A 20,239-nucleotide genomic window follows, 5' to 3' on the forward strand; every position below is an offset into this window, starting at 1 on the left:
CCGGTCCTGGCAGTCGTGCCGGTCGTGCCGGTCACGCCGGTCGTGCCGGTCACGCCGGTCGTGCCGGTCACGCCGATGGCTCCCGTCACCACGTCGCCCCCGGGTGTGCGCGGGCCACCACCTGCAGTTCGGCGAGCAGCGGGCCGAGGGCCTCGGTGTGCACGCCGTCGCGGCCGGCCAGGCCGAGGACGGTGGCCAGCGGCGCCACGTCCGGCACGGTCAGCCCGGCCTCGGCGAGTACGGCGGCGAGCGAGCGCAGCACCGGTTCGCGCAGGGTCGCCGGGTCGACGCCCACCCGCAGCTCCACCGGGTGGGCCGTGAACAGCTCCTCCAGCAGCGGCCAGACGGCGTCCAGCCCGGCCTGCATCCGCTCGGCGGAGTACTTCGTTCCGTCGCCCAGGCGCAGCGTCCAGGCGGTGGCGTACTCACGGTGGTACGCCAGCTCCTTGACGCCCCGGGCGGCCACCGCCGCGAGCACCGGGTCGGGGTGCGCGCTCAGCGCCTCGTACAGGGCGCCGCGGGCGGTGGCGAAGAGCAGCAGCCGGGCGATCGAGTGCGCGAAGTCGCCGTTCGGCGCCTCCACCAGCCGGACGTTGCGGAACTCGTGCTCCTCGCGCCAGTACGCCAGGTCGTCCTCGCTGCGGCCGGTCCCGTCCGCCTGGCCGGCCCGGGTCAGCAGCAGGCGGGACTGGCCGAGCAGGTCGAGGCCCAGGTTGGCGAGCGCGACCTCCTCCTCCAGCTCGGGCGCCCGGGTGCACCACTCGATCAGCCGCTGGGAGAGGATCAGGGCGTCGTCGCCGAGCATCTGGCAGTAGGCGGCCAGGTCCGCGCCGTCCGTCCCGGCGGGCAGGGTGGTGTCCACTCCGAGCAGCGGGTCGGCGAAGCCCGTCCCGTACGCCCAGCGGCCCTCGCCCTCGGGGCCGGGGGTCGCCTCGGCAAGGCTGAGGTAGACGTGGTCGTCGTGACCGTCGTGGCTGCCGCGGCTGTCGTGGCCGGTGCCGGTCGCGGTGTGCCCCGGTGCGGCGGTGTGGTCCTGCATGGCGGTTCCCCCGTCAGATGTGCGGGACATCCTCGGGGATGTCGTAGAACGTCGGGTGGCGGTAGACCTTGTCGCCGCTGGGCTCGAAGAAGGGGTCGCGCTCGTCCGGGGTGGAGGCGGTGATCGCGTCCGAGCGGACCACCCAGAGGCTGACGCCCTCGTTGCGGCGGGTGTAGAGGTCGCGGGCGGCGAGCAGGGCCATCCGGTCGTCGGCGGCGTGCAGCGAGCCCACGTGGACGTGGTTCAGGCCGCGCCGGGGACGCACGAACACCTCGTACAGCGGCCAGCCGGCCTTGGACCCGGTCGTGGGCGCGGCCTCGGACTCGGCCTTGGGCTCGGTCACTTTCCGTTCTCCTGTTCGGTGGCGTGCTGTCCGGCGCCGTCAGGCGCGGCGACGTGCTGTTCGGCGGGCTGTTCCGCGGTGAGCTGTTCCGCGGTGGGCTGTTCCGCGGCGCGCTTGGCGGCGTAGGCGACGGCGGCCTCGCGGACCCAGGCGCCCTCCTCGTGGGCGGCGCGGCGGCGGTCGATCCGCTGGGCGTTGCAGGGGCCCTGGCCGCGGATGACCCGGTTCAGCTCGGACCAGTCCGGCTCGCCGAAGTCCCAGCCGCCGCGCTCCTCGTTCCGGCGCAGCTCGGGGTCGGGGAGCGTGACGCCCAGGTGCTCGGCCTGCGGGACGGTCATGTCGACGAAGCGTTGGCGCAGGTCGTCGTTGGTGTGGCGCTTGATCCGCCAGGCCATCGAGCGCGCGGTGTTCGGCGAGTCCGCGTCCGAGGGGCCGAACATCATCAGCGACGGCCACCACCAGCGGTCCACCGCGTCCTGGACCATCCGGCGCTGGGCCTCGGTGCCGCGCATCAGCGTCATCAGGAGTTCGTAGCCCTGGCGCTGGTGGAAGGACTCCTCCTTGCAGATCCGCACCATCGCACGGGCGTACGGACCGTAGCTGCAGCGGCAGAGCGGCACCTGGTTGCAGATCGCCGCGCCGTCCACCAGCCAGCCGATCACACCGACGTCGGCGAAGGTGAGGGTCGGGTAGTTGAAGATCGAGGAGTACTTCTGGCGGCCGGAGATCAGCTTCTCGGTGAGCTCGGCGCGGTCGACGCCGAGGGTCTCGGCGGCGGCGTAGAGGTAGAGGCCGTGGCCGGCCTCGTCCTGGGCCTTGGCGAGCAGGATGGCCTTGCGGCGCAGCGACGGGGCCCGGGTGAGCCAGTTGCCCTCGGGCTGCATGCCGATGATCTCGGAGTGGGCGTGCTGGGCGATCTGGCGGATCAGGGTGGCCCGGTATGCGTCGGGCATCCAGTCCCTGGGCTCGATCCGTTGCTCGGCGGCGACGACCGCCTCGAACCGGTCCTCCGGCGCCTGCACGGGGACCGCCTCGGCCACCTCTGCTGTCACCACGGTCCCCTCTCGTGTCCTGCGCCGTCGGCCCGCCCGGAACTCGGGCACCAACCGACTGACCGTTCGGTCGGTACCATTCTGCGCGGCGGGGCGGAGGGATGGCAAGGCACGAAACAGATAACAGCTGACAGATTTCGAAATCTGTCAGCTGTTATCTGTTACCTGCTACCCGTCACGCGGTTCCCGCGACCTGGTGCTCGTCACCTGCAACCCGCTCGCCGCCGGCCGCGCTCCGCCACTCCGGCCACGCTCCGCCCTCCACTTCCCCGTCCGCTCACCCCTCCGCGCGATCACGCAGTCGCGGCAGCGGTACGGCGAGCAGCGCCGCCAGCAGGGCGATCCGGGGGGCGATCTGGTCCAGCCGGATGTGCTCGTGCCGGGCGTGGGCCCCGGCACCCACCGCGCCGAAGCCGTCCAGGGTCGGCAGCCCGCGAGATCCCGGCAGGTTGGTGTCGCCGGCCCCGCCCGCCGGAGCGCCGTCCAGCTGCTGCCCGAGCACCGCGGCGAGCGAACGCACGTGCCGCAGCAGCGGGTTGCCGGTCCGCTCGGGCCACGCCGGACGGCTGGACAGCACCTCCGTCCGGACCCGGGCACCCGGGCGCAGCGCGGTGAGCCGGGCGAGGTGGTCGAGCGTGCGGCGCTGCGCCTCGGCGGTGGAGAACCGCAGGCCCAGTTCGGCCTCGGCCCGGCCCGCGACCACGTTTGCACGCGAACCACCGCTGATCCGACCGGCGTTGAGCTCCGTACCAGGCTGGACCGCGAGGCCGCGGACGAGCACGAGCTGGTCCACCAGCTCGTCGACCGCCGACACCCCGTCGTGGGCGTCGTTGCCCGCGTGCGCCTCGCGACCGGTCACGGTGAGCCGGACCCTGGTGCTGCCGCGCCGCGCGGTCTTCAACCGACCGTCCGGGTGCGGCGGTTCCAGGCCCAGCACCGCTGCGGCTCCCCGCAGTTGGCGTTCGACCAGGCGGCGCCCGTCCGGGCTGCCGACCTCCTCGTCGGAGACCACCACCAGGCGCACGGTCCGGTGCGGCCGCTCGCCCAGGTCCGCGAGCAGCGCCAACGCGCCCTCCAGGATGGCGAGTCCGCCCTTCATGTCGACCACGCCGGGGCCGGTGAGCCGACCGTCCTGCTCGGCGACGGGCCAGTCCGCCAGCGTGCCGACCGGCCAGACGGTGTCGTGGTGGCCGACGATCAGCAGGTGCGGCAGGGACTCGTCCCGACCCTCCCACTCCAGGACGAGGTGGTCACCGGCCGGACCGGGTTCGCGGCGGGCGGTCGCACCGGTGGCGCGGAAGCCGGCGGCCAACTCCTCGGCGAGGGCGTCGAGTCGGGGTGCGTCCCCGCTGGGTGACTCGATCCGGGCCAGGTCCGCGCAACGACGTCGGACGGCGCCGGCGAGCGTACGGGCGCGGGTGCTGAGCGCCTGCGGCAGACCGGGCAGCGCCGCCGTGACCGGGACGTTGGCGGCGGGGGTCGCGGGGGCGGCGGGGGCGGCGGAGGCTGCAGCGGCCGGGTTCGCAGTGGCAGCAGTGGCCGGGTTCGCAGCGGCCGATGCCGGGGGTGCGACGGCTGTGACGGTCACGGCGGTGGCACTGGCTGCCGCCACAACTGTGGCTGTGGCGGCAGCGGCGAGGGCTTCACCGTCGGCAGCGGCCGGAACGGGGAGCTGGTTGCTGTCGGGTTCCGCGGCGGCCTCCGGTGCGGCGGGCGGCCCGACGATCTGGGGACTCAACGCTCGCCTCCGCGGCCGCCGCCGGTATTCAGCGGTCGGGCCGGCCGACCGCCCCCGCCCGGGTACCCGGCCCGGCCGGAACGCACCGTTCTGCCCGTATGGTCGGCGGCCCGCCGGAACGGCCCGTCTGGCCCAAGTGCGGTGGAACGGCTGGGCGGCGTGCTTGGCATTGCGTCCTCCTCGCTCGATCCGGTGGCCCCGGTCCGCCCGGAGCCCCGTGGACGGCGGCCTCCTCACGGCGGCACGGTGGCCGGGCCGTCGCAGGGAAGCCGAGATGTGAGCCTAGAAGAACCGTTCGGTTTCCTGCGAGGTGGCCCTGCTCCCAGCGTGCCGGTTCCGGGCCCAGCCTCGGACACCCGTCGGGGAACGGCGGCGGGCGCACGGCGCGCGGGCCTGGATCGGCGCGCGGGCGCGGTCGCCGGATCGCGCCCATCTCCACCATGGACCCGCCGCCCGAGTTCGGCAGCGCAAACCGCCAAGGCACGGCATTTCCACGCCGGATGGGTGACAGCCGCTCAGCATGCGGTACGAACCGGGAGCACGCGACGGCTCAGGGAAGCCCGCCCGGCCTCCCGGCCCGACTCCACGGGAACGTCCGGGGAACACCCGCGTGAACACCGGCCGATGCGGTGCCCCGACGAGCCCCGCCGTGCGCCGCCACCGAGTGCCACGAACACCGCGAACGCCCATGAGCGCCATGAATGCCATGAATGCCATGAACGACGCGAACACTCATGAGCACCATGAAAGCCGTGAACGTCATGAAAGCCATGAACACCGTGCATGGTCGTGAATGCCACGAACGCCACCGGGCACCGCACCGCCGCCGTGCCCAACCGCTCCGGACCGCGCGGCCGCCGCCCTCAGGCGCCGTCCCCGACCAGCCCGGCATCGCGTGCCAGCAGCGCGGCCTGGACCCGGTTGCCGACGCCGAGCCCGGTCAGGATCCGACTGACGTGCGCCTTGACGGTGCTCTCGCGCATCCCCAGGACGCCCGCGATCTCGGCGTTGGAGAGCCCGTCGGCGAGTTCGCGCAACACGTCGGTCTCGCGCGGGGTGAGGCCGGCCACCCGGCTGCGGGCGGCGACCGACCGGGGAGCGCCGACGCGGTGGTAGCGGTCGATCAGGCGTCGCGCGGCCGTCGGGTGCAGCATCCCCTGGCCGCCGGCCACGACGTGCACGGCCCGGGCGATCTCGGCGGGCGGAGTGTCCTTGAGCAGGAAGCCGTCGGCCCCGGCGGCGAGCGCTTGGTACACGTACTCGTCCAGGTCGAAGGTGGTGAGCGCGATGACCCGGGGGGCGTCGGGCAGTTCGCGCAGGCGACGGGTGGCGGCGATGCCGTCGAGCCGGGGCATCCGGATGTCCATCAACGCCACGTCGATCCGCCGGCTCCCGGCGAGTTCGACGGCCTGGAGCCCGTCGGCGGCCTCGGCGACCACGGTGAGCGCCGGGTCCTGGGCGAGCAGATCGACCAGGCCGAGGCGGACCAGGGCGTCGTCGTCGACCACCATCGTTCGGATCATGCGGTCCCCTTCGGCTGCTGCGTCGGTTGCCGGAGCTGTTCGGACTGCGCTCGCTGCTCGAACCGCTTCGGCAACCACGGCCGGTTCGGTCGGTCCCACGGGTGCGGTTGGTCCGGCGGGTTCGGGTCCGGGAGCGAACCGTCGATACGGGCGGGAGCCGGTTCGGGAGCCGCTTCGGGCACCGGTTCGGGCACCGTCTGCGGCAGGCCGCCCGACGTGGGTGACCGGCTGGGCAGGCGGGCGGAGAGCCGGAAGCCGCCCTCCCCGTCCGGGCCCGCGTCGAGCTGACCGCCGAGCGCGGCGACCCGCTCGCCCAGCCCCACCAGGCCGTACCCGCCGCCGCTCCCCGGACCGTCCGGTGGCACCCCGCCGGGGCCGTTGCGGACCTCGACGACCGTGGCCGGCTCCCCGTAGCCGACCCGGACGGTGACCGTCGCGGCGGGCGCGTGCTTGCGGGCGTTGGTGAGGGCCTCCTGGACCAGCCGGTGCACGGCCAGCCGGTGGGTGGTCGGGACGGACTCCGGGTCTCCGGCCAGGGCCAGTTCGACCTGCTGCCCGGCCTGGGTCACCTCGCCGACGAGCTCGGTGAGGTCACGCAGGGCCGGCCCCGGGACGGACGCGGCCGTGCTCGGCGGCGCGGGCCCGTCCCCGGCGGCGGGCCAGGCCGGAGGGTCGGCGCGCAGCGCTCCCAGGACGTCGCGCAGGTCGTCGAGCGAGCGGGCAGCGGTGGTGCGCAGCAGTTCGAGCCGGTCGGCGAGCCGGTCCGGGTCGGCCGCGACGGTCCCGGCCCTGGACTGGTCGCGCAGGACTCCGGCGTGCAGCACCAGCAGGCTGAGACGGTGGGCCAGCACGTCGTGCATCTCCCGGGCGATCCGGGCGCGTTCGGCGGCCCGGGCCTGTCCGGCGCGCAGCTCGCGCTCGCGGCGCAACGCGTCGACCTGCTCGTGCAGGGTACGGATCAGCACCCGCCTGCCGTGCAGCCACAGCCCGACCGCCAAGGTGGCGCCCTGGAAGAGGAGTTGGGAGCCGAACGCACCGGCCCAGCCGGCCGGTGAGTCCGCGTCGAACGCGCTGACCACGGCGATGACCACGCCCCCGACCGACGCCGGCCCCGTCCGGCCGAGGTAGGCGAGGTGGAAGACGCTGAACATGCCGGGGAAGGCCCGGTCGAACAGCCCTGCGGTGAGCACCGGCAGGACGGCGGAGGCGACCGGGTGGCGGCGGGCGAAGAGGAGGGAGAGCGAGGCCAGCGCGGCCACGACCGTACGCGGTACGCGCAGCGGGCCGTCCGCGCTCAGCCACTGGACCAGGGCCTCCTCGACGGTCAGGGCGAGCAGGCCGAGCAGCAGCGACGTCTCGATCCAGGGCCGTTGATCCGGGCCGTACCAGCCGAGCGGACTCCTGCGCATCGGGCTTCCCCCTTCCTCGTTCCGACGTCCTGCCGGCCGTCCGCCGCTCGGACCTGAGCACGGTCGCGGGTGTGCGCCACGGCCTCTGACGTGACCACCGGCTCGGGCGTGAACCCGGGCTCGATGCTAGGCGCGCCCGGCTCCTGGTTGCCTCTGTCTTCCGGCCAACCGCACCCTCGACTTTCGTCGGGGGTGCGCGTCGCCGACCGGCCGATCCGCCGTACTCCCGCCCTTCCTACCGTCGAAGACATGACGAACGACCAGCTCCGGCTTCACCCCGACTCGTCGCCCTCAAACCACGGTTGGCCCTCCGGCGGGGACGGCCTGCTGTTCCTCTCCGAGGCCCTGCGCACGTTCCACGACACCGGCGCGCTGGCCCCGAGCGGCCCGGAACTGGTGAACGCGCTGGTGGTACCGGTCACCAGCCGCCCGAACCACCCGATCTCGGTGCTCGAAGTCGGCGCCGGCACGGGCGTGGTGACCCGCCGTCTGGTCCGAGCGCTGCGCCCGGGCGACCGGTTGCACGTCGTCGAGGCGAACCCGCGGTTCGCCGGCCGGCTTCGGGACGACCCGGTGCTGGCCGCCCGCCACCCGGGGATCGGGCTGCGGCTCTCGGCCTGCCGGGTCGAGGAGCTGGCGCACCGCCGCCCCTCGGCGTCGACATCGGCATCGGCATCGACGGGGAGGGGAACGGAGGTGGGGGCGGGCCCGGCGGATCCGGAGGAGCGGTACGACGCGATCGTGTCCGGGCTGCCGTTCACCAACTTCCGCCCCGCGCAGGTCCGCGAGATCCTCGACCTCTACCTGCGCCTGCTGACGCCCGGCGGTGAGCTGACGTACTTCGGGTACCTCGGCACCACGACGGCGCGCACCCTCGCCTCGGGCCCCCGCCGGGGCGCCCGCCACCGGGCGGTGGTGCGGCTGCTGCGGCAGTTCGAGGCGGCGTACGGGCTGGGCGAGCGCACGGTGTGGCGCAATCTGCCGCCCGCCCGCGCTCACCTCCTCCGCTCCCCGGACCGACGGGCGGGGCAGCCCCGGCCGCTCGATGATGGACCGGGCACAGGACTGGGGCTTGGCCCGGCTCCGGCCAGGCCGTACGGCGACCGATCCGGGGTGTGCGACAAGCCCTAACAGATGACAATCGACAGATTTCAACTTTCAGATAACAGACGACAGCGAACAGATTTTGAAATCTGTTCGCCATCGTGCCATAGTGGCACCCGGGCCACCCTGCCCCCACCACCCCTCCGGGAGTACCCATGTCCTCCACCACCCGCCCCGTACAGCGCCGCCTCGGCACCACCGGGCCCGTCACCTCGACCCTCGGCCTCGGCTGCATGGGCATGTCCGACCTGTACGGCCCGGCCGACGAGGCCGAGAGCATCGCCACCATCCACGCCGCCCTCGACGCCGGGATCACCCTCCTCGACACCGGCGACTTCTACGGCATGGGCCACAACGAGCTGCTGATCCACGAGGCCCTGCGCGGCCGCGACCGCGAGAGCGTGCAGATCAGCGTGAAGTTCGGTGCCCAGCGCGGCCCCGACGGCCAGTGGCTCGGCTACGACGCCAGCCCCGCCGCCACCAAGACCGCGCTGACCTACACCCTGCGCCGCCTGCGCACCGACCACGTCGACGTCTACCGCCCGGCCCGCCTCGACCCGAAGGTCCCGATCGAGGAGACCGTCGGCGCCATCGCCGACCTGGTGAAGGGCGGCTACGTCCGGCACATCGGCCTCTCCGAGGTCGGCGCCGACACCCTGCGCCGCGCCGCCGCCGTCCACCCGATCAGCGACCTGCAGATCGAGTACTCCCTGCTCAGCCGCTCGATCGAGGCCGCCGTTCTCCCCGCCGCCCGCGAGCTGGGCATCGGCATCACCGCGTACGGCGTGCTCTCCCGCGGTCTGCTCAGCGGCCACTGGAACCAGGGCCGCGACCTCGCGGGCACCGACTTCCGCAGCCACAGCCCGCGCTTCCAGGGCGAGAACCTGGCCCACAACCTGGCGCTGGTCGAGGCGCTGCGCACGATCGCCGCCGCGAAGGACGCGAGCGTGGCCCAGGTCGCCATCGCCTGGGTGGCATCGCGCGGGCAGGACGTCGTCCCGCTGGTCGGTGCCCGCCGCCGGGAGCGCCTGACCGAGGCCCTCGGCTCCCTCGACCTCACCCTGACCGAGGCCGACCTCGCCGCCGTCGAGGCGGCCGTCCCCGCCGGCTCCGCCGCAGGTGACCGGTACGCTGCCGCCCAGATGGCCCACCTGGACAGCGAGCGCTGACCGGCCCGGGCCGGAACAGCAACAGCCGCAGCCGCAGCCGCAGCCGCGAACGACCGCACCGCCGGACCACAGCACCGCCGCACCAACCGGACGACCCTAAGGACGGACCTCCCCCGTGACCACGGACACCACACTCACCGCCGAGCAGATCCTCATCGCGGCGGAGGACGTCCTCCGGCGGTTCGGCCCGGCCAAGGCCACCGTCGTGGACGTCGCCCGGATCCTCGGCGTCAGCCACAGCAGCGTCTACCGCCACTTCCCGAGCAAGGCCGCGCTGCGCGAGGCGGTCACCCAGCGCTGGCTCGACCAGGCGCACCACCGACTCGCGGCCATCTCCACCGAGGGCGGCTCCGCCGCCGAGCGCCTGCACCGCTGGCTGACGACGCTGTTCGCGGCCAAGCGGAAGAAGGCGCTCGACGACCCGGAGCTGTTCGCCACGTACATGGTGCTGGTCGAGGAGAACAGCGGCACCGTCGACGCGCACATCGACACCCTGGTCAAGCAGATCGCGCAGATCGTCCAGGACGGCATCGACGGCAAGGAGTTCAAGCTGGCCCACATCCTGAACACCGCCCGCGCCGTCTTCGACGCCACCGCCCCGTTCCACGACCCGGCCTACGCGGCCACCTGGTCGGCGCCGGAGGCCGACGACCGCTTCGAGGCCGTCTGGAAGCTCGTCCTCGGCGGCCTCAGGGCCAAGTGACGCACCACCCCGAACGATCGAGGCGCCGACGCCCGGAGGGATATCCGGTCGCCGGCGCCTCGGCCGTCCGGCAGACTGCCCGCACCATCGATCTCACTCGGAGGATGACATGCGTGCGGCCGGCCCGGTCCTGGACAGCCTGCAGGGGCTCGCCCTCGGCGATGCCTTCGGCGACCGCTGGTTCTCGGTCCCGGTGGACGAGGCGCCCGTCGCCCTCGCCGCGCGGCTGACCCGCCCCGCCCCCTGGCACTGGACCGACGACACCGCGATGGCTCTCGTGCTGGTCCGCCACCTGGCCGCCCACGGCGAGGTCCGACAGGACGCGCTGGCCGGGGAGTTCGCCGCCGAGTACACCCGCGAGTACGGCCGCAAGTACGGCCCGTCGATGCACCGGGTGCTGCGCGGGATCGGGGCGGGCGGGGACTGGCGGGCCATCACCGCGGGCCAGTTCGAGGGCCAGGGATCGTACGGGAACGGTGCCGCGATGCGGGTCGCCCCGCTGGGCGCCTGGTTCGCCGACGACCTGGACGCGGTGGCCCGGCAGGCCGAACTGCAGGCGCTCACCACGCACTTCCACCCGGAGGCGGTCGTCGGCTCGGTGGCGGTCGCCCTCGCGGCCGCGCTCGCCGTGCGGAGCCGGGGCGGGACCCCGCCCGGCCGGGCCGCGTTGCTGACCGAGGTCGCCGGACGGCTGCCGGACAGCGACGTCCGCTCCGGCCTGCGGATCGCCGCCCGGCTGCCCGAGCACACCAGCGTCCGGCACGCCGCCGGCGTGCTCGGCTCCGGGGCCCTGATCTCCGCCCCGGACACCGTCCCGTTCGCCCTGTGGTCCGCCGCCGGGCACCCGGACTCGCTGCCCGAGGCCCTCTGGCACACCCTGGAGGGCTGGGGCGACCAGGACACCACCTGCGCGATCGCCGCCGGCGTGGTCGCCGCCCGTACCGGGCTCGCCGACGTCCCGGCCGCCTGGCTGGACGCCCGCGAGGCGCTGCCGGCCTGGGTCACGGGCACCGCGGACGGGCCGGACGCGCCAGACGGACCCGGCGCGCCAGACGGACCGGACACCGCGGACGGGCCGGGCGCGTCAGGCGACCAGCAGGACCAGCCGAGCGGTCAGCGCCGCACGATGCGCAGCAGCACCCTGTAGAGGAACAGCAGCACCACCGCGCCGCCGATCGCCGACACCCAGGTCGTCAGGTCGAGGAAGCTCACCTTCACCGACCCGTGCATCCAGTGCAAGACGATCCAGGTGCCGACGTAGGAGCCGGCGATGCCGATCAGGGTGGTCCCGATCAGACCGCGCTCGCCCTTCCCCGGCATCGCCATCCTGGCCAAGGTCCCCGACACCAGGCCCAGCACGATCCACGCCATCCAGCTCATCAGTCGCCCCTCGCGTCATCGGCGTGACGGCCCCGTCGAGACACCGGGTCCGGTCCGAAGGACGCCGGAGGGGGCTGCTTGGTTTCCGGTACCCGCGACGACCGACCCGAACCGGCCACCGGACGACCCCGCGCCGGAACGCCGCCCCGCCCGCCCTGCGGGCGGACGACCCGGGCTTGAAGACGGGCCCTAGCGGCGCGAGTTGCCGAACAGCAGCCGGTAGCCGATCAGCAGCACCAGCGCTCCGCCGATCGCCGACGCCCAGGTCGCACCGTCGAAGAAGTGCGCGTTGATCGACCGGTGCATGAAGTGCGAGGCGATCCAGCCGCCGACGAAGGATCCGGCGATGCCGATCAGGGTGGTCACGATCAGGCCGCCCGGGTCCTTCCCTGGCAGCAGCAGCTTGGCCAGCGCACCTGCCACCAGGCCCAGCACGATCCACGCGACGATGCTCATCCGTCTTCCTTCCCGTCCCGGCGCGACGGCCCCGTTCCGTCCGCTCTGCCCCGAAGGACGCCGCCTCCCGCCGCGCGGTTCCGTCGGTGCGGGGCGCCGCACCCGGGACCGGCCACCGCCCTTCCCCGTCCCACCCTGCGTGGTGTCCTTCCTGAGGGCCGCCCGCGCCGGAATACTGCGGCCATGCGCATCCTGATCGCCACCGCCGGGTCCCGCGGCGACGTGGCCCCCTTCACCGGGCTCGGGGTCCGTCTGCGGGCGGCCGGCCACCAGGTGGCCGTCGCCACTCACACCGCCTTCGCCGATTCCGTGCGAGCGGCCGGGCTGGAGTTCCGGGCGTTGCCGGTCGACCCGCGCGCCGAACTCGCCTCCGAACAGGGGCGGCGACTGCTGAAGGCCGGCAGCGGACCGGGGGCCGTCCTCCAACTCCTGCGACTTGGCCGGAAGTTCATGCCCGCACTCGGTGACGGCATCGCCGAGGCCGTCGCGCTCGGCACCGACCTCTTGCTGACCACCAGCACCACCAGCGCGCTCGGCCAGGTCGCCGCCGAGGCCGCCGACGTCCCCACCATCGGACTGTTCCTCCAACCCATCGCCCCCACCAGGGAGTTCGCGCCCGCCGTCACGGGCGCCCGGTCGCTCTCCCGACCCGGCAACCTGCTCGCCGGGCACGCCGTCCAGGCCGCGACCGACCAGCTGTTCGTCCCGGCCGTACGCGGGCTGCGCCGTCGGCTCGGCCTGCCGCCGCTCGGCATCGCCCGGGCCCGACGCAACCACCCCGTCCTGCACGGCTTCTCGCCGACGGTCGTCCCCCGCCCGCCCGACTGGCACCCCCGGCTGGACGTGGCGGGCTACTGGTGGCCGGCTGCACAGCCCGACTGGCAACCCCCGGCCAGGCTCCTCGACTTCCTCGCCGCCGGTCCGCCGCCGGTCTTCGTCGGCTTCGGCAGCCTGGTCGTCCCGGATCCCGAACGACTCACCGCCACCGTCCTCGCGGCAGCTCGCAGCGCCCGGGTGCGGCTCCTCCTGCAGACGGGCTGGAGCGGCCTGGCCGCCGAGGACACGGACACCGTGCTGACCATCGGCGACACCCCGCACGACTGGCTGTTCCCCCTCACCGCCGCGGTGGTCCACCACGCCGGCGCCGGCACCACGGCTGCCGCCCTCCGCTCCGGGACGCCCACCGTGCCCGTCCCCGCCCAGCTGGACGCCCCCTTCTGGTCCGCCCGGCTCGCCGCCCTCGGGGTCTCCCCCGGCCCCGTACCCCTCCGGTCCCTCACCCCCGACCGGCTCGCCGCCGCCCTCCGCCGCACCCTGGACACCCCGCACCACCGCGCCCGCGCCCGCGCCGTCGCCGCCGCCCTCGCCGCCGAGGACGGCGCCGCAAAGGTCCTCGCCGCCGTCGAGCGGGCGGCAGCAGGCTCGTGACGAGCGGCAGGCGGCGCGCGACAGATGACAACGAACAACGATCAGCAAACAGCGAACAGCTGACAGCTGACAGATTTCGAAATCTGTCAGCTGTTCGCCGCCACCCGTCCGCCCGCCGCCCTCAGGCCTCAGCCCCGGGCTCGGGCCCGGACCCGGGCTCGGACCCGGCCTCAACCCCGGCCTCAACCCCGGCCCCGGCCCCGGTCCGCCGACCGAGGTTGAGGAGCACATAGAGGCTCGCCGCAGCCGCGAGGCCCACGGCCCAGCCGTAGTCGGCGAGCGGCTTGAGGAGGGGGACGAGGCCGTTCGCCGGGAACGGGCCCTGCGCGACACCGTGGGCGTCCACCGTGGAGTAGGAGCCCCCGACGGCCAGCAGGCCGCCCACCAGCAGGGCCACCACGGCCCGCCAGTTCCACCCCGCCGCGTACCAGTACGCCCCGCCCGGCCGGTACAGCTCGGCGAGCCGGAGGCGGGTGCCGCGCAGCAGCCAGTAGTCCGCGATCAGGACGCCGGCGACGGTGCCCAGCAGCCCACCGACCACACCCAGCCAGGTGTAGATGTAGACGTGCGGGTCGGCGATCAGCCGCCACGGGAAGATCGCGATCCCGACCACGCCCGTGATCAGCGCCCCGGTGCGGAAGTTCACGAACCGCGGCAGCAGGTTGGTGAGGTCGTAGGCCGGCGAGACGACGTTGGCGGCGATGTTCACCGACAGCGTCGCGACCAGGACTGTCAGCAGCGCGAACAGGATGCCCGCCGGGTTCTCCATCTTCGCGGCGAGCTGGATCGGGTCCCACACCGGTTCGCCGTACACGGCCTGGGAGCCCGAGGTGACCAGCACGGACAGGAGCGCGAAGAGGGTCATCGTGGTCGGCAGGCCGAGCGCCTGCCCGCGGATCTGCGCCCGCTGGCTGCCGCCGAAGCGGGTGAAGTCCGGGATGTTGAGCGCCAGGGTGGACCAGAACCCGATCATGCCCATCAGCGCCGGGAAGAAGACCCTCCAGAACTCTCGGCCCCACCCCAGCGCGGACGGCTGGTCGAGCAGCGGTCCGAACCCGCCCGCCTTGACGGTGATCCACCCGAGCAGTGCGAGCGCGCCGACGATGACGAACGGCGCCGCCCAGTTCTCGAAGCGCCGCAGTGCCTCCATCCCCCGGGCGATGATGAGCATCTCGATCACCCAGAACACCAGGAAGGACAGCCACTGCGTCCACGGGTACCCGCCCAACTCCCCTGCGGTCCGCCATGATTCACCGAGCAGCTTGCCCGCGAGCAGGAAGATGCCCTCCCCGCCGATCCAGGTCTGGATGCCGAACCAGGCGCAGGCGACGGCCGCCCGGAGGAGCGCGGGCAGGTTGGCGCCGCGCAGCCCGAACGAGGCCCGGGCGAACACCGGGAACGGGATGCCGTACTTGGTGCCGGCGTGCCCGGTGAGCAGCATCGGCACCAGCACAATCAGGTTGGCGAGTGCGATGGTCAGCACCGCCTGCTTCCAGTCCATGCCGATCGCGACCAGGCCCGAGGCCAGGGTCCACGAAGGGATGTTGTGGGCCATGCCGACCCAGAGCGCGAGGAAGTTGTACGTGGACCAGGTGCGCCGCGCCACCGGGACCGGCCGCAGGTCGTCGCTGGTGAAGCCGTTGTCGGGCAACTCCCCTGCGGCCGGGTCGAGTTCGACCCGTCCGTCGGGGTGATGCCACTGCCGTCCGTCGCCGGTCGCGGTGTGGGCCATGGGCAACTCCCGTCTGCCGCACCTGGATTCACAGGCAGGTCACAAGTGGGGGATGACGTCCGTCCCGTAGGCGTCGATGGTGCTCTCGATCGCGTCGTGCATGGCGTAGACGGCGAACTGGTCGACGCCGAGCGAGCGGAGTTCCGCCAGGCGCTCGCGCTGCACCTCGGCCGGGCCGATCAGGCAGAAGCGGTCCACGATCTCGTCCGGGACGAAGGCCGTGTCCGGATTACCGGCCCGGCCGTGGTGGCTGTAGTCGTAGCCCTGGCGGCCCTTGATGTAGTCGGTGAGAGCCTCCGGCACCAGATCGGAGTGCTCGCCGTAGTGGTTGACCAGGTCGGCGACGTGATTGCCGACCATCCCGCCGAACCAGCGGCACTGCTCCCGCGCGTGGGCGAGGGCGGCGGGCGAGTCGTCGGCGGTGACGTAGGCGGGGGCGGCGACGCAGATGGTGACCGAATCCGGGTCCCGGCCCGCCTCGACGGCGGACGCCCGCACCGCCTTGATCATGAACTCGGTCAGGTATGGGTCGGCCAACTGCAGGATGAAACCGTCGGCCTGACGGCCGGTCAGCGCGAGTGCCTTGGGCCCGTAGGCGCCCATCCAGATCGGCAGCGAGGCGCCCTCGCCGACCCACGGCAGGTGCATCTCGGTGCCGTCCACCTCGACGGTCCGCCCCTCCGCCAACTCCTTGATGGCGTGCATGGCTTCGGAGAGCCGGGCGAGCGTGGCCGGGTGCCGTCCGGCGACCCGCATGGCGGAGTCACCCCGGCCGATCCCGCAGACCGTACGGTTGCCGAACATGTCGTTGAGCGTGCCGAACAGGGAGGCGGTGACCTCCCAGGTGCGGGTCGAGGGGTTGGTGACCATCGGGCCGACGGTCAGGCGTTCGGTCTCGGCGAGGATGCGGCTGTAGATGACGAACGGCTCCTGCCACAGCACGCAGGAGTCGAAGGTCCAGCCGTGGCTGAACCCGGCCCGTTCGGCGCGGATCATCCGGTCGATGAGCAGGCGGGCGGGCGGGTCGGTCTGCAGGACGAGGCCGATGTCCATGACTGGCTCCAATGACAAGGGTGGGACCGCCGCCCGACCGCCGGTCGGGCCCGGGCGGCGGCTGGTCGACAAGAAGACGTGCGGATACGGAAGGGAGCGGACGTACGAAGGGAGCGGACGTCCGCACGGCGCGGGCCGTGGATCAGAGCAGGTACTGGCAGGTGTCGCGGCGCAGGAAGGTCCCGTGACCGGCCCGGCCGAGCCAGGTGTCCCCGTCCAGCACGACGGTGCCCCGCGAGAGCACCGTCCGCGCCCGGCCGGTGAGTTGGCGGCCCTCGTACGCGGAGTAGTCCACGTTCATGTGATGGGTCGCGGCGGAGACGGTCTGCACCGCCGTGGGGTCGTAGACGACGAGGTCGGCGTCGGCGCCCGGCGCGATGGTGCCCTTGCGCGGGTGCAGCCCGAACATCCGGGCCGGCGTGGTGCAGGCGATCTCGACCCAGCGGCGCCGGCTGATGTGCCCGTCCACGACGGCCTGGTGGAGCAGGTCCATCCGGTTCTCCACGCCCGGAAGGCCGTTGGGGATCTTCGAGAAGTCGCCGCGCCCGAGCTCCTTCTGTCCGACGAAGCAGAACGGGCAGTGGTCGGTGGAGACCACCTGGAGGTCGTTGGTGCGCAGCCCGCGCCAGAGCGCTTCCTGGTGCTCGCGCGGTCGCAGCGGTGTGCTGCACACGTACTTGGCGCCCTCGAAGCCGTCCGCGCCCTCCTCGGCGAGGTTGTCGGTGGAGAGGAAGAGGTACTGCGGGCAGGTCTCGCCGAAGACGTTGAGCCCCTCGTCGCGGGCCCGGGCGAGCTCGGCGAGGGCGGCGGCGGCGGAGACGTGCACCACGTAGAGCGGACTGCCGGCGACCTGGGAGAGCTTGATCGCCCGGTGGGTGGCCTCGGCCTCCAGCAGTTCGCGGCGCACCTCGCCGTGGTAGCGCGGGGCGGTGTGTCCGGCGGCGAGCGCCTGTTCGACCAGGACGTCGATGGCGATGCCGTTCTCGGCGTGCATCATGATCAGCCCGCCGTTGGCGGCGCCGCGCTGCATGGCGCGCAGGATGCGGCCGTCGTCGCTGTAGAAGACGCCGGGGTAGGCCATGAAGAGCTTGAAGGAGGTGGACTCGCCGGAGTCGACGAGGGCGTCCATCTCCTTGAGCACGCCGTCGTTGACGTCGGAGACGATGGTGTGGAAGGCGTAGTCGACGGCGCAGTTGCCGTCGGCCTTGGCGTGCCAGCTGTCCAGGCCCTCGCGCAGCGAGCCGCCGACCGGTTGGACGGCGAAGTCGACGATGGTGGTGGTGCCACCCCAGGCCGCGGCCCGGGTGCCGGTCTCGAAGGTGTCGGAGGCCGCGGTGCCGCCGAACGGCAGCTCCATGTGGGTGTGGGCGTCGACACCGCCCGGGATGACGTAGTGGCCGGTGGCGTCGATGACGGTGTCGGCGGTCCAGGCCTCGGCGGCGGAGCTGCCGGTGGCGGCGAGGGCGGCGACGCGCTCGCCCTCGATCAGGACGTCGGCGTGGAGTTCCTCGGTGGCCGTGATGACGAGGCCGCCGCGGACGACGGTGCGCTGCTGCGGGTCGCGGGTGGTCATCGCGCTGCTCCTCAGGCCTCGGCGAGCGGTCCGTAGGCGTCGGGGCGGCGGTCGCGGTAGAACGCCCACTGCTGTCGGACCTGTTCGATCAGGCCGAGGTCGAGGTCGCGAACGACGAGTTCCTCCTCCTTGTCGGAGGCGACGTCGCCGACGAACTGGCCGCGCGGGTCGACGAAGTAGGAGGTGCCGTAGAAGTCGTTGTCGCCGTACTCCTCGGTGCCGACCCGGTTGATGGCGGCGACGAAGTACTCGTTGGCGACGGCGGCGGCGGGCTGTTCGAGCTGCCAGAGGTAGGCGGACAGCCCGCGGCTCGTGGCGGAGGGGTTGTAGACGATCTGCGCGCCGGCCAGGCCCAGCGCGCGCCAGCCCTCCGGGAAGTGGCGGTCGTAGCAGATGTAGACGCCGACCTTGCCGACGGCGGTGTCGAACACCGGCCAGCCGAGGTTGCCGGGCTTGAAGTAGTACTTCTCCCAGAAGCCCTTGACCTGCGGGATGTGGTGCTTGCGGTACTTGCCGAGGTAGCTGCCGTCGGCGTCGATCACGGCGGCGGTGTTGAAGTAGACGCCGGTCTGCTCCTCCTCGTAGACCGGGACGACGATCACCAGCCCGAGTTCGCGGGCGAGGTCCTGCATCCGGCGTACGGTCGGCCCGTCCGGGACGGCCTCGGCCCACCGGTAGTGCTCGGGTTCCTGGACCTGACAGAAGTACGGGGAGTTGAAGACCTCCTGGAAGCCGATGATCTGCGCTCCCTGGGCGGCGGCCTCGCGGGCGTACCGCTCGTGGAGGGCGATCATGCTCTCCTGGTCACCGGTCCAACGCGTCTGGACGAGGGCGGCACGGACGATCTGCGACATGGGAAACCTCCGCAACTCCGCGGCCCGGCCGTACGGTCGGGCCCGCGGTGAGATGGTTGACGGGGCGGGTCTCACCTGCGGGTCCGCTCGGGGATCCGCAGGGGGTCTACGTGCGTAGAAAGCGATCTGTTGACGGTAGGCCGGGCCTTGGTGGCCTGACAATACGTCGGCGGAAACGCGTCTGGGGCGATCTCGTTGTGCGGACACGCGGGCGGCCGTGGGTGGGATGAAAAGCTCATCTACCCCGTCCGTAGCCTCCTTACTCATTCGAGCCGCCGCGTTCCCGTTCGGCCGCGGCGGCGGCGGACAGCGCACGGCGGAAGATCGACGGACGGTCGGCGCGGCTTGACTTCGTCCGGTTCGCTCGGCAAGGATCCCGGGCATGGACTCCGGCACCACTCTGGTCTGCCGCCTGCACGTCGATCTGCGACGCCAGGCGAGTTCCATCTGTGCCTGTTGACCTCGCACTCCCCCGCCGGTCCCGCCCTGTGACGTCTGCCAGGGCCCACGCCGCGCACCCGCACCCGCAGTCCTGACCTTCCCGCCCGCACCCCGGCGCACCCCGTGCGTACCGGGCCGCTCCGTCGGCCCGCGCCCGCCGATCCGCGCCGCCCCCGGGCACACCCGCCGACGTTCCCGCGCACCCGAGGACGCCTTGATGAGCCTGCACACCGGCCCGGCCCCCGTCTCCGAGCCCCCGACGACCACGCCCCCCGCGGTGGACGCCCGCGCCCCGCTCAGCCCCGGCACCCTGCGGACCATCGTCCGCGAGCTGGCCGAGCAGCCCGACCGGTGGATCCACCACGTCCGCCTCGCCACCGAGGAGCGCTGGTACCGGCGCCTGGTGGCCGAGGACGACCACGAGGTGTGGCTGATCAGCTGGCTCCCCGGCCAGTCCACCGGCTTCCACGACCACGGCGGCTCCCGCGGGGCGTTCACCGTCGCCCTCGGCGAGTTGGAGGAGCTGTCCCTCGGCGGTCCGGACCAGGGCCTGCTGATCCGCCGGGTGCCGGCCGGCACCGCCCGCGCCTTCGGCCCCGAGTACGTGCACGACGTGCGCAACACCGCGTCCGGCCCGGCCGTCACCCTGCACGCCTACTCGCCCCCGCTGGGCTCGATGGCGCACTACGACCTGCGGGCCGGAGGGCTCGTGCGCACCTCGGAGGAAGGACCGGAGCAATGGTGACCACGATCGACGACCTGGTGGAGCGGGCCCGCGAGGGCGTCCACCGTCCGCGCGCCCGGGAGGCGTACCAGGCGCAGCTGGACGGCGCGCTGCTGGTGGACATCCGCCCGGCGGCCCAGCGGGCGGCCGAGGGGGAGATCCCGGGCTCGCTGATCATCGAACGCAACGTGCTGGAGTGGCGGCTCGACCCGACGGGCAGTCACCGGATCCCCGAGGCCGCGGGCTACGACATCGAGGTGATCGTGGTCTGCTCGGAGGGCTACGCCTCCAGCCTGGCCGCCGCCTCGCTCCGTGAACTGGGCCTGCACCGGGCGACCGACCTGGACGGCGGGTTCGTCGGCTGGGCGGCGGCCGGTCTGCCGACCCGTCCGGGCGGCTGACCCGGGACCACCGCGGCTGCCGGGCCTCGCCGGGGCCCAGCCACGGTGTCGGCCGCACGGCACGCGCCCGACGGTAAATCAGAGACAGGAGATGATGCAGGTCATAGTCTGATCGGA

20 protein-coding genes are annotated in these 20,239 nt (G+C 73.2%); 8 read left to right on the top strand and 12 right to left on the bottom strand.

Annotation, left to right across the window (positions count from 1 at the left end):
* Window positions 1–85: 85 nt before the first annotated feature.
* From paaC to ABT048_RS00360, 6 genes are all read right to left on the bottom strand, one after another.
* Complete coding sequence (gene paaC, locus ABT048_RS00335) at window positions 86–1,039, bottom strand: 1,2-phenylacetyl-CoA epoxidase subunit PaaC (protein WP_350519017.1); 954 nt, start codon at window positions 1,037–1,039, stop codon at window positions 86–88.
* A gap of 13 nt (window positions 1,040–1,052) precedes the next feature.
* On the bottom strand, window positions 1,053–1,382 hold the full coding sequence (gene paaB / locus ABT048_RS00340; protein WP_350519018.1) for a 1,2-phenylacetyl-CoA epoxidase subunit PaaB: 330 nt from the start codon (window positions 1,380–1,382) through the stop codon (window positions 1,053–1,055).
* Window positions 1,379–2,422 (bottom strand): 1,2-phenylacetyl-CoA epoxidase subunit PaaA, encoded by a 1,044-nt coding sequence (paaA, locus tag ABT048_RS00345; protein ID WP_502893952.1) that lies wholly within the window; start codon window positions 2,420–2,422, stop codon window positions 1,379–1,381. Before paaA ends, paaB begins: the two co-directional genes overlap by 4 nt.
* A gap of 289 nt (window positions 2,423–2,711) precedes the next feature.
* Window positions 2,712–4,172 carry a M20 family metallopeptidase gene (locus ABT048_RS00350; protein WP_350519020.1) on the bottom strand — a complete coding sequence of 487 codons (1,461 nt, stop codon included), beginning with the start codon at window positions 4,170–4,172 and terminating at the stop codon, window positions 2,712–2,714.
* An 863-nt stretch (window positions 4,173–5,035) separates the two neighbouring features.
* Window positions 5,036–5,695 (bottom strand): response regulator, encoded by a 660-nt coding sequence (locus ABT048_RS00355; RefSeq protein WP_350519021.1) that lies wholly within the window; start codon window positions 5,693–5,695, stop codon window positions 5,036–5,038.
* Window positions 5,692–7,104: a sensor histidine kinase gene (locus ABT048_RS00360; protein WP_350519022.1), complete on the bottom strand. Its 1,413-nt coding sequence runs from the start codon at window positions 7,102–7,104 to the stop codon at window positions 5,692–5,694. The genes ABT048_RS00355 and ABT048_RS00360 overlap by 4 nt, the downstream gene beginning before the upstream one ends.
* Before the next feature lie 249 nt (window positions 7,105–7,353).
* Here ABT048_RS00360 and ABT048_RS00365 point away from each other — a divergent pair, with 249 nt between their 5' ends.
* The 4 genes from ABT048_RS00365 to ABT048_RS00380 all read left to right on the top strand — a co-directional run bounded on the left by ABT048_RS00365 (window position 7,354) and on the right by ABT048_RS00380 (window position 11,227).
* Window positions 7,354–8,235, top strand: coding sequence for a class I SAM-dependent methyltransferase (locus ABT048_RS00365; protein WP_350519023.1), 882 nt, complete (start codon window positions 7,354–7,356; stop codon window positions 8,233–8,235).
* Between the two features lie 128 nt (window positions 8,236–8,363).
* Window positions 8,364–9,377, top strand: coding sequence for an aldo/keto reductase (locus ABT048_RS00370; protein ID WP_350519024.1), 1,014 nt, complete (start codon window positions 8,364–8,366; stop codon window positions 9,375–9,377).
* Window positions 9,378–9,492: 115 nt separating this feature from the next.
* A complete protein-coding gene (locus ABT048_RS00375; RefSeq protein WP_350519025.1) occupies window positions 9,493–10,080 on the top strand; it encodes a TetR/AcrR family transcriptional regulator in 588 nt (195 codons plus the stop codon).
* Window positions 10,081–10,189: 109 nt separating this feature from the next.
* A complete protein-coding gene (locus ABT048_RS00380) occupies window positions 10,190–11,227 on the top strand; it encodes an ADP-ribosylglycohydrolase family protein (RefSeq protein WP_350519026.1) in 1,038 nt (345 codons plus the stop codon).
* On the opposite strand, the gene ABT048_RS00385 is transcribed toward ABT048_RS00380, so the two are convergent.
* Together ABT048_RS00385 and ABT048_RS00390 are read right to left on the bottom strand one after the other, a co-directional pair.
* Window positions 11,194–11,460 (bottom strand): GlsB/YeaQ/YmgE family stress response membrane protein, encoded by a 267-nt coding sequence (locus ABT048_RS00385; protein WP_350519027.1) that lies wholly within the window; start codon window positions 11,458–11,460, stop codon window positions 11,194–11,196. The genes ABT048_RS00380 and ABT048_RS00385 overlap by 34 nt on opposite strands.
* Window positions 11,461–11,649: 189 nt before the next feature.
* A complete protein-coding gene (locus ABT048_RS00390; RefSeq protein WP_350519028.1) occupies window positions 11,650–11,916 on the bottom strand; it encodes a GlsB/YeaQ/YmgE family stress response membrane protein in 267 nt (88 codons plus the stop codon).
* A gap of 183 nt (window positions 11,917–12,099) precedes the next feature.
* Between ABT048_RS00390 and ABT048_RS00395 the strand changes: the two genes are divergently transcribed.
* Complete coding sequence (locus ABT048_RS00395) at window positions 12,100–13,344, top strand: glycosyltransferase (RefSeq protein WP_350519029.1); 1,245 nt, start codon at window positions 12,100–12,102, stop codon at window positions 13,342–13,344.
* Between the two features lie 121 nt (window positions 13,345–13,465).
* On the opposite strand, the gene ABT048_RS00400 is transcribed toward ABT048_RS00395, so the two are convergent.
* From ABT048_RS00400 to ABT048_RS00415, 4 genes are all read right to left on the bottom strand, one after another.
* Entirely contained in the window at window positions 13,466–15,076 is a 1,611-nt protein-coding gene (locus ABT048_RS00400) for an NCS1 family nucleobase:cation symporter-1 (protein WP_350519030.1), read from the bottom strand.
* 39 nt (window positions 15,077–15,115) lie between these two features.
* The gene (locus ABT048_RS00405; protein WP_350519031.1) at window positions 15,116–16,129 is read right to left on the bottom strand and encodes a TIGR03842 family LLM class F420-dependent oxidoreductase; all 1,014 of its coding nucleotides are present in this window, start codon (window positions 16,127–16,129) and stop codon (window positions 15,116–15,118) included.
* 142 nt (window positions 16,130–16,271) lie between these two features.
* On the bottom strand, window positions 16,272–17,702 hold the full coding sequence (gene hydA, locus ABT048_RS00410) for a dihydropyrimidinase (protein WP_350519032.1): 1,431 nt from the start codon (window positions 17,700–17,702) through the stop codon (window positions 16,272–16,274).
* An 11-nt stretch (window positions 17,703–17,713) separates the two neighbouring features.
* Window positions 17,714–18,556 carry a nitrilase-related carbon-nitrogen hydrolase gene (locus ABT048_RS00415; protein WP_350519033.1) on the bottom strand — a complete coding sequence of 281 codons (843 nt, stop codon included), beginning with the start codon at window positions 18,554–18,556 and terminating at the stop codon, window positions 17,714–17,716.
* A gap of 382 nt (window positions 18,557–18,938) precedes the next feature.
* Here ABT048_RS00415 and ABT048_RS00420 point away from each other — a divergent pair, with 382 nt between their 5' ends.
* The 3 genes from ABT048_RS00420 (at window position 18,939) to ABT048_RS00430 (ending at window position 20,122) form a co-directional block, all read left to right on the top strand.
* The gene (locus ABT048_RS00420; protein ID WP_101948289.1) at window positions 18,939–19,016 is read left to right on the top strand and encodes a putative leader peptide; all 78 of its coding nucleotides are present in this window, start codon (window positions 18,939–18,941) and stop codon (window positions 19,014–19,016) included.
* 198 nt (window positions 19,017–19,214) lie between these two features.
* The gene (locus ABT048_RS00425; protein ID WP_350519034.1) at window positions 19,215–19,742 is read left to right on the top strand and encodes a cysteine dioxygenase; all 528 of its coding nucleotides are present in this window, start codon (window positions 19,215–19,217) and stop codon (window positions 19,740–19,742) included.
* A complete protein-coding gene (locus ABT048_RS00430) occupies window positions 19,736–20,122 on the top strand; it encodes a rhodanese-like domain-containing protein (protein WP_350519035.1) in 387 nt (128 codons plus the stop codon). Before ABT048_RS00425 ends, ABT048_RS00430 begins: the two co-directional genes overlap by 7 nt.
* The last annotated feature ends 117 nt before the right edge of the window (window positions 20,123–20,239 follow it).

The organism is Kitasatospora sp. NPDC096140, from assembly GCF_040303045.1.
Lineage (GTDB): Bacteria > Actinomycetota > Actinomycetes > Streptomycetales > Streptomycetaceae > Kitasatospora.